The 12877-nt window shown below is 70.3% G+C and carries 11 protein-coding genes; 1 reads left to right on the top strand and 10 read right to left on the bottom strand.

Annotated features, from left to right (window positions below):
- Nucleotides 1-455: 455 nt before the first annotated feature.
- From LMI96_RS06120 to LMI96_RS06095, 6 genes are all read right to left on the bottom strand, one after another.
- Nucleotides 456-1607 (bottom strand): mannitol-1-phosphate 5-dehydrogenase, encoded by a 1152-nt coding sequence (locus LMI96_RS06120; RefSeq protein ID WP_223721892.1) that lies wholly within the window; start codon nucleotides 1605-1607, stop codon nucleotides 456-458.
- Nucleotides 1604-2035 (bottom strand): PTS sugar transporter subunit IIA, encoded by a 432-nt coding sequence (locus LMI96_RS06115; protein WP_223721893.1) that lies wholly within the window; start codon nucleotides 2033-2035, stop codon nucleotides 1604-1606. Before LMI96_RS06115 ends, LMI96_RS06120 begins: the two co-directional genes overlap by 4 nt.
- A gap of 159 nt (nucleotides 2036-2194) precedes the next feature.
- Nucleotides 2195-3883, bottom strand: coding sequence for a PTS mannitol transporter subunit IICB (locus LMI96_RS06110; RefSeq protein WP_223721894.1), 1689 nt, complete (start codon nucleotides 3881-3883; stop codon nucleotides 2195-2197).
- Nucleotides 3880-5568, bottom strand: a complete 1689-nt coding sequence (gene ptsP / locus LMI96_RS06105; RefSeq protein ID WP_228360843.1) for a phosphoenolpyruvate--protein phosphotransferase — start codon at nucleotides 5566-5568, stop codon at nucleotides 3880-3882. The genes LMI96_RS06110 and ptsP overlap by 4 nt, the downstream gene beginning before the upstream one ends.
- Before the next feature lie 8 nt (nucleotides 5569-5576).
- Complete coding sequence (locus LMI96_RS06100; RefSeq protein WP_228360842.1) at nucleotides 5577-5852, bottom strand: HPr family phosphocarrier protein; 276 nt, start codon at nucleotides 5850-5852, stop codon at nucleotides 5577-5579.
- Between the two features lie 5 nt (nucleotides 5853-5857).
- The gene (locus LMI96_RS06095; RefSeq protein WP_223721897.1) at nucleotides 5858-6217 is read right to left on the bottom strand and encodes a PTS sugar transporter subunit IIB; all 360 of its coding nucleotides are present in this window, start codon (nucleotides 6215-6217) and stop codon (nucleotides 5858-5860) included.
- A gap of 162 nt (nucleotides 6218-6379) precedes the next feature.
- Between LMI96_RS06095 and LMI96_RS06090 the strand changes: the two genes are divergently transcribed.
- On the top strand, nucleotides 6380-8287 hold the full coding sequence (locus LMI96_RS06090; RefSeq protein WP_223721898.1) for a transcription antiterminator: 1908 nt from the start codon (nucleotides 6380-6382) through the stop codon (nucleotides 8285-8287).
- A gap of 180 nt (nucleotides 8288-8467) precedes the next feature.
- Here LMI96_RS06090 and LMI96_RS06085 read toward each other — a convergent pair whose 3' ends face one another.
- From LMI96_RS06085 to LMI96_RS06070, 4 genes are all read right to left on the bottom strand, one after another.
- Nucleotides 8468-9430 carry a type IV toxin-antitoxin system AbiEi family antitoxin domain-containing protein gene (locus tag LMI96_RS06085; RefSeq protein WP_228360841.1) on the bottom strand — a complete coding sequence of 321 codons (963 nt, stop codon included), beginning with the start codon at nucleotides 9428-9430 and terminating at the stop codon, nucleotides 8468-8470.
- A gap of 273 nt (nucleotides 9431-9703) precedes the next feature.
- Nucleotides 9704-10303, bottom strand: a complete 600-nt coding sequence (locus LMI96_RS06080) for a GNAT family N-acetyltransferase (protein WP_374197470.1) — start codon at nucleotides 10301-10303, stop codon at nucleotides 9704-9706.
- Nucleotides 10300-11997, bottom strand: coding sequence for a phospho-sugar mutase (locus tag LMI96_RS06075; protein ID WP_228360840.1), 1698 nt, complete (start codon nucleotides 11995-11997; stop codon nucleotides 10300-10302). The genes LMI96_RS06080 and LMI96_RS06075 overlap by 4 nt, the downstream gene beginning before the upstream one ends.
- Nucleotides 11994-12827 carry a purine-nucleoside phosphorylase gene (locus LMI96_RS06070; protein WP_223721901.1) on the bottom strand — a complete coding sequence of 278 codons (834 nt, stop codon included), beginning with the start codon at nucleotides 12825-12827 and terminating at the stop codon, nucleotides 11994-11996. Before LMI96_RS06070 ends, LMI96_RS06075 begins: the two co-directional genes overlap by 4 nt.
- Between the last annotated feature and the right edge of the window lie 50 nt (nucleotides 12828-12877).

Raw genomic sequence — 12877 nt, 5'->3', positions numbered from 1 at the left:
CGCCGCGGCGTGGATTGCGACACGTGAGCGGGAATCGCGCGTGGGCTGGCTTGGTCCGGGTTCACGTGTCGCGAATTGCCGGGCTGTGGCGTGGATTGCGACACGTGAGCCGGTTTGGCCTGGGTTCACGTGTCGCAATCTGCCGCGCCGCGGTGCGGATTGCGACACGTGAGCATCGATCGCGAAGCGTGAGCCGGTCTGGCCTGGGTTCACATGTCGCGAATTGCCGCGCCCGGACGCGGATTGCGACACGTGAGCACAAACCGCCCCGCGCAACGGCCGCGACAGTCGACAACGGACCCCGTAACCCCACCGACCCGCGAACCCGACGGGCCCGCGAACCCCACGGATCCGCGGGCCCGCGACCCCACGGACCCGCGAACCCGACGGGCCCGCGGGGTGGCTCCTCGACGGGGAGGTTCGGGTCCTCCCCGCCGAGAGTCGGGAGGGCGGGCTCAGCGGAGCGCGGTGCGGCGTGCGGCGAACGCGTCGCGCACACGGGGATAGAGCGGATGCTGCGGCTCGAGCCCGGTGACCTCGCCGACGAGCACGTCGGTGTCGGTCTCGACCAGGCGGCGCTGGAGCTCCACAGCCTCCGGGTCCTCGGGCGACGAGAACTCGAGCGCCGCACCGATCGTGGCGACCAGGGCGTCGACCGGCAGGCCGCGCTCGGCAGCCTCGGCTGCAGGACCGATGAATCGCTCGTGGCGGGAGAGCTTGCGCAGCGGCTGCCGTCCGACACGACCGACGGTGTCGGGAAGCCCCGGGTTGCGGAAACGGCCGAGGATGGTCTCGCGGTAACGGGCGAGCTCGTCGGGCGCGAAGCCGTGCGTGGCAATCAGCACGGCCGAGGTCTCGGCGAGTGTCGCCGACACGGCGGCCGCGATCTCCGGATCGGCCAGGACGTCCGAGATCCGATCGATTCCCGCGCGCGCGCCGTAGTACGCCGTCGTCGCGTGGCCCGTGTTGACCGTGAACAGCTTCCGCTCGATGTACGGTGCGAGGTCGTCGACGAAATGCGCCCCGGGGATGGTCGGCAGCTCGCCCGCGAACGGACCCTGCTCGATCGCCCACTCGTAGAACGGCTCGACGAACACGTCGACACCCGCATCCGCGGGCTGACCGGGAACGATGCGGTCGACGGCGGTGTTGGCGAAGACCGCGCGGGCGGCGAGGGCGTCCCAGTCGGCGCCGGCCTGCTCGGCCATGTGCGCCCGCAGCTGATCGGTCGCGCGGATCGCGTTCTCGCACGCCATCACCTGCAGGGGAGCGCGTGACGCGTCGCGCGCCGCGAGTCCGGCGTTCAGCAGCGGTGCGACGAAGCGCAGGATGTTGGGTCCGACGGCCGTCGTCACCACATCCGCCGTCGCGATCTCATCGATGACCGCCTGCGGATCCGCGGCGCTGTTCAGCGCACGGAACCCGGTGACCTCGATGTCCACGCCGCCGTCGCCGACTTCGTGGACCGTGTAGGAGTCGACCGCGTTGATCGCGTCGACGAGACCGGCGGAGACGTCGGAGAACACGACCTCGTACCCGCCCTCGTGGAGCAGGAGCCCCACGAAGCCGCGGCCGATGTTGCCCGCGCCGAAGTGAACGGCTTTCACTGGTTCACCGTCGCGAGCAGGGTGTACAGCTCCTCCGGAGTCGATGCGGCCTTCAGGCGCGCGACGTCGTCCTCGTCGGAGAACAGGATGGCGATCTGCGACAGGATGTCGAGGTGCTCGTCGCCCTTGCCGGCGATGCCGATGACGAACGTGACGTGCTCGCCGCTCCAGTCGACGCCGCCGTCGTAGCGGACGACCGAGAGCGCGGAGTCGAGGATGGCGTCCTTGGTCTCGTTGGTGCCGTGCGGGATGGCGAGTTCGTTGCCCATGTAGGTGGACACCGTCTCCTCACGCTGCAGCATCGCGTCGTAGTAGGCGTCGGTCACGGCCCCCACGGACTGCAGGATGTCGGCGGCCTCGCGGGTCGCCTCCTCCCGGCTGACGCTGCCCGGGTGAATACGAACCTGCCCGATGCTGAGAACTGCCATGATGCTTCCTTTCGGTTGGTGTGCCCCGCCCGGGAGCCATGTCCCACTTTCTGCCGTTCAGACCGGGTCTGAGCGGCACAAAGTGGGACACGATGCGCAAAGAGTGGGACATGGAGAAGGATGCGGGCCGCGCGCGTGACGCGGCCCGCATCCGGAAGGTCAGCTCTGCGAGCCGTCCTTCTGCTGGTCGATGACGAGGTTGACGACCTCGTCGTACTTCGGGGAGTTCATGAAGTTGTCGACCGAGACGTGCACCGCGCCGGGAGCCGTGCCGCGGGCACGGTCCGTCAGCTGGTTCTGCGTGATGACCAAGTCGGCCGAGCCGTCGAGGTTCGCGATCGCCTTGTTCGTGACCGTGATGCCCTCCACGCCTGCCTTCTTGATCTTGTTGCGGAGCACGCTGGCGCCCATGGCGGACGAGCCCATGCCCGCGTCGCACGCGAACACGATGTTCGTGACGCGCTTCGTGGTGAGCACGCCGCCGTCGGCGTGGCCGCCGCTCTCGGCGCGGGTCTCGAGCACGTCGGCCTCGGCCTCGGCGTCGCGCACCACGGCGCGGTCACCGCCCGCTGTCGAGGTGCGCAGCGCATCCATGGCGGCAGAGGACTTGCCCTTGTTCGCCTCGGTCTGCGCGATCGCGGCGCCGAACGTGTCGCCCTCGGCGAGCAGGTCGCGCTTGCGCGAGGCCCGCAGGATGATCGCGGTGATGACGAACGTCACGGCCGCGGCGATGAGCACCGAGAGGTAGACGACGACGAGGTTGCCGACGCCCGGTCCGATGGCCGCGGCGGTCACGGCGATGATGCTGCCGGGAGCCGCGGGGAAGGCGAGACCGCCGCCGAGAACCATGTTGGTCGTGACACCGGCCGCGCCACCCGCGATGAGGGCGAGGATGGTGGTCGGCTTCGACAGGGCGTACGGGAAGTAGATCTCGTGGATGCCACCGAAGAACTGGATGATGGCCGCGCCCGGAGCAGAGGCCTTCGCTGCGCCGACTCCGAAGAAGGTGAAGGCGAGGAGGAGGCCGAGGCCCGGGCCGGGGTTGGCCTCGATGAGGAACAGGATCGACTTGCCGGCCTCGGTGGCCTGCTCGATTCCGAGCGGGGTGAAGACGCCGTGGTTGATCGCGTTGTTCAGGAAGAGCACCTTGGCGGGCTCCACGATGATCGAGACGATCGGAAGCAGGTTCACCGACACGAGCCAGTCGACCGCCGCACCGAGGACGGTGCTGATGCCGAGCATGACCGGGCCGAACACGAAGAAGCCGATGATCGCGAGGAACATGCCGAGGATGCCGGCCGAGAAGTTGTTGACGAGCATCTCGAAGCCGGGCTTGATCTTGCCGTCCCAGATGCGGTCCATCCACTTGGTGAGGATGGCGGCGATCGGGCCCATGATCATCGCGCCGAGGAACATCGGGATGTCGGTGCCGACGATGACACCCATCACGGCGATCGTGGCGACGACGCCACCGCGCTCGCCGTAGACCATGCGGCCGGCGGTGTTCGCGATGAGGAGCGGCAGCAGGTAGGTGACCATCGCACCGACGAGGCCGACGTAGGCGGAGATGTTTCCGCCGTCACCGGCGGCCAGGGCCGTCATGGCGCCGTTCCAGCCGATGACGCTGGAGTCGCCGCCGCCGCCGATGATCTCCGAGACGGGGTACCAGTGCCAGCCGAAGGGGCTGTTGGCGCCGAAGAAGCCGGCGGGGATGAAGAGCATGGTGATGAAACCCCATGCGATGAACGCGGCGATGTTCGGCATGATCATGCCGGACAAGAACGTGCCGAATCGCTGAACCGCGACCCGTGCACCCCCTGCCTTACTCGGTGTAGACGTCGTCGTCATTGCTGTGTCTCCTTCTGGGCGGTCGCGGCCTCACGGGCTGCGGTTCGGGCGGATGCGGCATCGTTTGCGGCAAGGGCGGCCTCGGCGATGCGACGTGCATCGTCGAGCGTGTACTGCAAAAGGGTGGCGCGGACGTCCGCGAGGGCGGTGGGCGCCATCGACAGGGTCGTCGCGCCGAGTCCGACGAGGACCACGGCGAGCAGCGGGTCGGCGGCGGCTTCACCGCAGATGCCGACGGGCTTGCCGAGTTCCGCGCCGGCACGGCCGGTGGTGCGGATGAGGCTGAGGACCGCGGGGTGCCACGGGTCCTGGAACGACGCGACGGAGCCGAGCAGGCGGTCCGCCGCGAGCGTGTACTGGGTGAGGTCGTTGGTGCCGATCGAGGCGAAGTCCGCCTCGCGCAGCACACGATCGGCCAGCAGCGCGGAAGAGGGGACCTCGACCATCACGCCGGCGGTCTTGATGCCGTACTCGCGCGCGATCGTGACGAAGTAGGTCGTCTCCTCGACGGTCGACACCATGGGTGCCATGACCCAGAGGTCGGCTGGCTCGCCGCTCGCGCGGACGTCCGCATCCGCTTCCGCGAGTGCCGTCAGCTGCTCGCGGAGGATGTCCTCGTTGGCGCGCAGGGCGCGAAGACCGCGGAGACCGAGCGCCGGGTTCTCCTCGTGCGCGTCGTTGAGGAACGCCAGCGGCTTGTCGGCGCCGGCGTCGAGTGCCCGGACGACGACCTTCTTGCCGCGGAATCCGGCGAGCAGCTGACGATACGACTCGCGCTGCTGGGCGACGGTGGGGGCATTCGTCGCGCTGAGGAACAGGAACTCGGTGCGGAAGAGTCCGACGCCCTCGGCGCCGAGCTCGATCGCCTCTGCCGCGCCCTCGGGCTTGCCGAGGTTCGCCAGCAGCGGCACCTTGGTGCCGTCGGCCAGGGCTCCCGGGGTGAGGGGAGCGGATGCGGCGTTCGCCCGAGCGTCGGCGCGGTTGCGGGCGCGCTGCAGTTCTTCCTCGGTCGGATCGATCGTGACGACTCCGGATGCCGCATCCACGATCACGACGCCGTCGTCGACGAGGTCCTTCGCGCCGGCGGCGCCGACGATCGCGACGATGCCCTTCTCGCGGGCGAGGATCGCCGTGTGCGAGGTCGGGCCGCCCTCGCTCGTGATGAGCGCGAGCACCATATCCAGGTCGAGGAGCGCGGTGTCGGCGGGCGCGAGGTCGGTCGCCACCAGTACGAACGGGTGACCGGGCTCGGGAACGCCGGGTGCGGGAACGCCGCGGAGACGGGCGATGACCCGCTGCGCTACGTCGTCGAGGTCGGCCGCGCGCTCACCCAGGTAGCCGCCGACGGCCGTCAGCGTGTCGCGGAAGCTCGCGAATGCGTCGTGCACGGCCCACTCGGCGGTCACGCCCTTCGCGAGCCGCGAGTCGACCTCGGATTCGAGCGACGGGTCCTCGGCCATCATGGCCTGGGCTTCCAGAACGTCCTGCGCGGCTCCACCAGCCTGCGCACCGCGCTCCTCGAGTTCGCGCGCGACCGCGTGCACGGCGTCGCGCACGCGGGAAGTCTCCTCCTCGACGGTGAGGGTCGAGGGATCGTTGGCGGGAGCGGGCAGAGGCGCGGCCATGCGGGCGACAGGGCCCTGGGCGACGCCGAGTCCGATACCGACTCCGGGGATGGTGCTCATTGTTACGTTCACTCCGAATCGTGGTCAGTCGACAGCAGGTCCGCGAGGCGATCCAGGATCTCCTCGGCGTCACCACCGTCGACGGTGAGGGTCACATAGTCGCCGTAGTCGACGCCGAGCGAGATCACGCCGAGGATGCTGGCGGCGTTGATCGGTGCTCCGGCGTCCTTCGCGATCGTGACGGGGACGCCAGCGTCCTTCGCCGCCTGCGCGAACATCTTGGCGGGGCGAGCGTGCAGACCGTGGGACGATCCGATCCGCACGGTTCGGGTTGCGAGTGCCATGGGTGTCAGGGGGCCTTTCGTGCTCGGTCGGTGAGGGCGTCCGGAACCTCGGCGGCGCGAACGCCACCGGCGGCTTCCGTGACGAGACGCAGGGTACGGGCCCCGTCGCGGTCCGTGAAGATGTCTTCGGGGAGCAAGATCACGGGCACGCTGTACGCCGCCGCATCCGTTCGGATGTCGTCAATCGCGTCGGTCAGGTGCGGGCCGATCAGAACGATCTCCGCCTCACCGAGCCTGGCCGCAAGAGCGGACCGACTGACCGGTGCAGCGTCGTAGTGGAGTCCGGAATCGAGCGCCGCCCGCCGTAGCCGCTGCGCCACAAACGTGCTGGACGCGCCTGCGCCGCACACCACAAGGATCCTCATCGACCCGCCTCCTTCTTACCCATCCTGGAAACTCGCTGGGAGCAGGGCAACCAGAGGTTCTTCCGCGGGGTGCGGAAACCGGCGCGCACGCTCGGACGCAATCAGGCGCAACGTGATGGAATGAGAGTGTCGGCGGGTCTCGTCGGCAGAGAAAGGCGACCCGTGACTCGAGCAAGACAGGACCGTGTCCTCGCGGTCCTCGTGCGCGAGCGCGATTGGGTCACTGCGGCGACCCTCGCGGACGCGCTCGGAGTGACACCGCGCAGCATCCGCTCGTACGTGACGGCGATCAACGCCCGAGTGGCGGGCGCTGTCGAGTCCGGGCCGCTCGGTTACCGCGCGGCCGCGGAGGCGACGCTGGCTCTGCGTTCCCACGGAGCGGATGCGGGCACCCCCCGCGACCGCCTGCACACGATCGTGCGCACCCTGCTGAGCGCGCCCGACGGCATCGACGTATACGAGACGGCCGATGCGCTGTTCGTCAGTCCGGCGACGCTCGAATCCGATCTGTCGCGGGTACGCGGGCTGCTCGGCAGCACCGAACTGACGCTCGAGCGCTCGGCGGCCCGCGCGCGCCTGGTGGGCACCGAGGTCGCGCAGCGCCGCCTGCTGAGCAGCCTGGCCCACGACGAGATGGATGCGGGAGCGTTCGACCTCGCGAGTCTGCGCCGCACGCTCGGTGAGGAGTCGGTGGGGCCGCTCGCGTTCGGTCCGTTCAAAGCCGCGCTCGTCTCGGCGCTGACCGGCCTCGGCTACTTCGTGAACGAGTTCGGGATCTCCGACGTCATCGTGCACATCGCCATCGCCGCCGACCGCGTGACCGCCGGGCGCCCCCTGGAGGAGACGGCGACGCCCGCGACACCCGCCGTGCAGGCCGTCGCCGACGTCATCGACCGGTTGACGCAGCAGCACCTCGGTGTGCATCTGGGCACCGGCGACCGGCAGCATCTGGCGACCCTCGTGCTCACCCGGGTGGTGGCGCCGGGCGCCGAGGAGGGCCGGACGCCCCTGGATCCCGAGGTCGAGCTGGCGGTGCGAGACATCGTGGCGGATGCCGCATCCGAGTTCCTCGTCGACATCGTCGACCCGGACTTCGTGCTGCGTCTCGCCCTGCACGTGCAGAATCTGCGCCTGCGCGCCCGCGAACAGGCGTGGTCGCGGAACCCCCTCACCCGCTCGCTCAAGTCGACGTACCCGATGATCTTCGAGGTCGCCGTGTACATCGCGAATCGCCTGCACGAGCGGCTCGACATCCCGCTCCTCGACGATGAGATCGCCTATATCGCGATGCACGTGGGCGGCGAACTCGAGCGCAGCCGGCGCGCGGACGACCTGCTGACCGCGACGATCGTGTGCCCCGGCTACTACGAGCTGCACGAGTTGCTGCGATCGAGCGTCGATCGTTCCCTCGGTCGCGCGATCGAGGTCGTCGAGGTCGAGACGCGAGTCGATCCCGACTGGGAGGCGATCGACACCGACCTGGTGCTCACCACGATCGACCCCCCGATCGCGAGCGACCGGTTCGTGCACATCCAGCCCTTCCTGACCCCCGCCGACGTCGAGCGCGTGCAGACCGTCGCCGCCCGCATCCGCCGCGGCCGCCGACTCGCCCGTTTGCGGGCGGAACTCGAGCGGTATTTCGATCCGAGCGCGTTCGTCCGCGGGATCGACGGCGCCGGCGGTGAGGAATCCGTCATCCGGCACCTGGGCAGCACGCTCGTCGCGCAGGGCGTGATCGACGTCGACTACCTCGATCGCACGATCGAGCGGGAGCGCCTGTCGTCGACCGCCTTCACGGACTCGCTCGCCGTGCCGCACGCGATCGGCATGACGGCCGAACGCACCGCGATCGCGATCGGGATCGCCGAGCACACGATCCCGTGGGGCGACGGGCGCGTGCAGGTGGTCGCGCTGGCGGCGTTCTCCGAGACCGACCGCGAAGCCTTCCAGACGGTGTTCGAACAGTTCGTCGAGGTCTTCAGCGAGCGCGACAGCGTGCAGCGGATCGTGCGCCGCGGCACGGACTTCTCGTCGTTCCTCGACGAGCTCGTCGCCGTCATCGACGGCTGAGCGCGGGCGCGCTGCGCGTTCGGGCTGCGCGGGGAGCGCGGTCGGGCTGAGCGCCGATCTTCGTTCCGGTTTGGGGCACGATCCTGCGGTTGGGGCACGATTTTCGCGCCCCAACCGCGCGAATGTGCCCCAAACGGCAAGGAATGTGCCCCAGACACGGGGGAATGGGCTGCGAACGGGTCAGCGGGAGCGTGGCGGGACGAGGCCGAAAGCGGCGAGGCGCGTGCCGAGCGATTGAGCACTGCCGATGTGGTCCCACCCCCACCGAGCGAGTGGGCGACCGGTCGTGCCCCTGATCCAGTCCTCGCGGGCCTTTTCCTCCAGGAGCGTGCGCTCGAGGTCGCGTCCGCTGCGCACGTCGGGGTTGGTGTACTTTCCGAGTCCGTCGAACTCGCCGAGGGCGTGCACGTCGTCGAGTCCGAAATCAACGAAGAAGTACTGGCCGTGCGGACCCGCGACGCGCACCTGGAGATCGGGACGAGCGAACCCGAGTTGTGCGAGGCGGATGCGGCTGATGCTCTCTCCCGGGAGCTGCGCGCGCCCGTCGGCGAACTCCAGCACGCGCTCCGCGCGCCAGATGCCATGCGCCGAGCCTCGGGCGATCCCGGCGGCGGCGGCCCGGAGCTCTTGGGCGCGGTCTGCGTCGTAGGTGCGCGACATCGCCACGAGCCGGAGCGCAGCATCCGCGACGCAGACGGACGTCTCGCGCTCAGAGGTCCGGGCGACGTCTGCAACGGTCCGGACGAGACTCGTGCATCGAAGCCCGACCCGCTCGACGATGTCGCCCTCATCGAGAGCGCCGCGATGACGCACCACGCCCTGGGGTGCTCGCGGCCTGCTGTCCGGAACGATCGTGTGCACGTTTCGATCGCGCACGCCATAGACAGGGAGGCCGTGCAGTGCCGCTGCCGTCAGATGGGAGAAGACGGGCGGCCGGTGCGACACCAGTGCGACGGCCCGGGCACGCACGATGATGCGGTCCTCGGCGGTGAAGGCGGATGCCGCATTCTGGCGCAGATAGACGCCGGGGCGCACGACGGTCAGTTCGTTCGCGGCGAGCAAGCGCCGCAGCGGAACGGCCCCGATGCCGACGTCCGCGAGATCGTCGCGGCGAAAGAGTTCCACCGTCCAGGCCGGGCTCATCCGTCGAGTATCGAGGCCCGACGTGACGCGGAGTTCGCTTCGTCGCCGCATCCGTACAACGGATGCCAGCGTCGCCCCTGGGGAGGAGCCGTCGGCTCACTGCCCCCGTGCACGCTCCGCTCCAAGCCGACCAGGCGTTCGGGGCACGATCCTGCGGTTGGGGCACGATTTTCGCGCCCCAACCGCACGAATGCGCCCCAAACCCTCAGGAATGCGCCCCGAACGAGGCGCGGGGAGCGCGAGCGCGGGGAGCGCGGCGCGGGCTGCGCGGGGTCAGGCGCGGCGGCGGAGGCGCTGCTCGAGGGCCGTGCGGGCCGCGGGCCACTCGCGGTCGATGATCGAGAACACGACCGTGTCGCGCAGCGATCCGTCCGCCCACACGGAATGGTTGCGGAGCACCCCGTCCTGCTTCGCGCCGAGACGGGCGATCGCGGCACGCGACTGGTGGTTGTGCCAGTGTGTGCGGAACTCCACCGCGATGCAGTCGAGGTCCTCGAACGCGCGCGTGAGCAGCAGCAGCTTCGCCGCCGGGTTGACCCCGGTGCTCTGCGCCGCCGCACCGATCCAGGTCGAGCCGATCTCCAGACGCCGGTTGGGGGCGTCGATGTTCATGTACGTGGTCATCCCCACGGCGCGACCGGTCGACACCGGCACGATCGCCCACGGCGCCATGGTCCCGCTCCGCTGCGCGGCGAGCCGCCGTTCGATCTCGGCCGGCACCGCGTCGGGCGCGGGGATGCGGGTGTACCAGGTGCGCCACAGGTCATCGACCGCGACCGCTTCCGCAAGGTCGGCGGCGTGCGAGAGCGCCAGCGGCTCGAGGCGAACGATGTCGTTCTCGAGCGCCGGCGTCGCGGCGAACCCCTCGCTCACGACAGGCTGTCGAGAAGCGCTCGTGCGCCGGAGGACAGCGCGTCCAGGCGGGTGCGGGCAGCATCCGCGGAGTCGCCCCGCACGTCGAGGTACAGCTTGAGTTTCGGTTCGGTACCGGAGGGGCGCACGATCAGGCGCCCGCCGCCCTTGACCGCGTACCGCAGCACATCGCCGGGCGGCAGGTCGCCGGATCCCTCGAGCAGGTCGTCGACGCGGGTGACCTTGGTCTCGCCGATCCGGGCCGGATGCTGCGCCCGCAGCGCAGCCATGATCCGGGCGATCGTCGAGACATCGTCGACCCGCACCGAGATCTGATCGCTCGCGTAGTACCCGAAGGTCTCGTCGAACTCGGTCAGCAGATCGGAGAGCGTGCGGCCGTCGGCGCGCGCCTCGGCGACGAGGCCGAGGATCGCGACCGCGGCCGAGATCCCGTCCTTGTCGCGCACGGTTCCGGGATTCACGAGGTAGCCGAGGGCTTCTTCGAACCCGTAGGCGAGGCCGGGGGCGCGCGAGATCCACTTGAAGCCCGTCAGGGTGGCGTGAAAGTCGAGCCCGTAGTGCGTCGCCACGGCCTCGAGGCCGGGGGAGGAGACCAGCGAGCACGCGAGCGCTGCGCCTTCGGTGGCATCGGATGCAGCGACCAGCCGCGCAGCGCGCCAGCCGAGCAGCAGCCCGACCTGGTTGCCGGTCAGGCGTCGCCATCCGCCGTCGGCGTCCGCATCCGGGATCGCGACCGCCAAGCGGTCGGCGTCGGGGTCGTTCGCGATGATCAGTTCGGCGTTCTCGCGCCGCGCGGTCTCGAACGCGAGGTCCATCGCGCCCGGCTCCTCGGGGTTCGGGAAGGCCACCGTCGGGAACGCGGCATCGGGCTGGATCTGCTCGGCGACCACGATGGGGGCCGGGTACCCCGCGGTCGACACGATGCGTCCGAGCGTCTCCGCTCCGACGCCGTGCAGGGCGGTGTAGACCCAGCGGAGCCCCTCGGCGCCGGCGACCGCGGGGGCGACGGCGGAGGTCGCCTCGACGTAGGCGTCCACGACGGACTCGGGCACCGTGCGGTAGGCGAGGGACCGCGGCAGTTCGCTGACGGGAGCAGATGCAGCGACCCGCGCGATGTGCGCGGCGATCTCGCCGTCGGCGGGCGGAACGATCTGCGAGCCGTCGTCGGCGCCGCCGAGGTACACCTTGTACCCGTTGTCGTTCGGCGGATTGTGGCTCGCCGTGACCATGACGCCGGCGTCGGCGCCGAGGGCGCGCACGGCGAAGGCCAGCACGGGCGTCGGCAGAAGACGCGGCAGCAGCACGGCATCGAAGTCGGCGCCGGCGAAGATCTCGGCGGAGTCGCGCGCGAAGACGTCGGAGTTCTTGCGCCCGTCGTAGCCGACGACCACGGTCGGCGTCCGGCCGGCCGGGGCGTGTTCCCGCAGGTAGCCCGCGAGTCCCGCGGCGGCCTGCGCGACGAGCACCCGGTTCATCCGCTGCGGGCCGGCGCCGAGCTCGCCGCGGAGGCCGGCCGTGCCGAACTCGAGTCGACCGTCGAAGCGGTCCGCGAGTTCGGCGGATGCGGCGGCGTCGCCCGCATCCGCCCGCTCCAGGATGGCCTCGAGCTCTGCACGGGTCTCCGGATCGGGATCCTGCGCGAGCCAGTCGCGTGCCGCAGCGGCGAAACCGCCCGCCGCGTCCGGGGCGCTCACAGCGCGCCGATCACGCGAGCGAGCAGGGCAGAGATCACGGGCTCCGCCTCGCGGCCCGCCTCGATCACCTCGGCGTGGCTGAGCGGCGTGGTCTGGATGCCGGCGGCGAGGTTCGTGATGAGCGAGAACCCGAGGATCTCCATGCCGGCCTGTCGCGCGGCGATCGCCTCGAGCGCGGTCGACATGCCGACGATGTGCCCGCCGATGATCCGCGCCATCTGCACCTCGGCGGGAGTCTCGTAGTGCGGACCGCGGAACTGCACGTACACACCCTCGTCGAGCGACGGGTCGATCCCGCGGGCCAGCTCGCGCAGGCGCGTGGAGTAGAGGTCGGTGAGGTCGATGAACGTGGCGCCCTCGAGCGGCGAGTCGGCGGTCAGGTTGATGTGGTCGCTGATGAGCACCGGCTGCCCGGGCGTCCACTCGCGCTTGATGCCGCCGGCGCCGTTGGTGAGCACCATCGTCTTCACGCCCGTCGCGGCCGCGGTTCGCACGCTGTGCACGACCCGGCGGACGCCGTGGTCCTCGTAGTAGTGGGTGCGCGCGCCGATGACGAGCACGTTCTTGCCGCCGGGCGTGCGGACGCTGCGGAGCGTGCCGACGTGTCCCTCGAGCGCGGGCTTGCTGAAGCCGGTCACCTCGGTCGCCGGGATCGTCGCGACGGTCTCGCCGATGAGCTCCGCGGCCTTACCCCATCCGCTGCCGAGGGTGAGCGCGATGTCGTGCTGGGCGACGCCGGTCAGGCGCGCGATGTCGTCCGCGGCTTGGCGTGCGACCTCGAACGGGTCGGCTGCGGGATCGTCGAGGGGGTGGGTGCCGGTAACTGCCATCCCCCCACCTTATGAATCCGCGCCCCGCGGGGCCACTCGGGCGCGCGGTT

The sequence above is a fragment of the Microbacterium sp. cx-59 genome, assembly GCF_020805625.1.
Taxonomy (GTDB): domain Bacteria; phylum Actinomycetota; class Actinomycetes; order Actinomycetales; family Microbacteriaceae; genus Microbacterium.
This window is presented reverse-complemented; position numbering and strand designations above follow the sequence as displayed.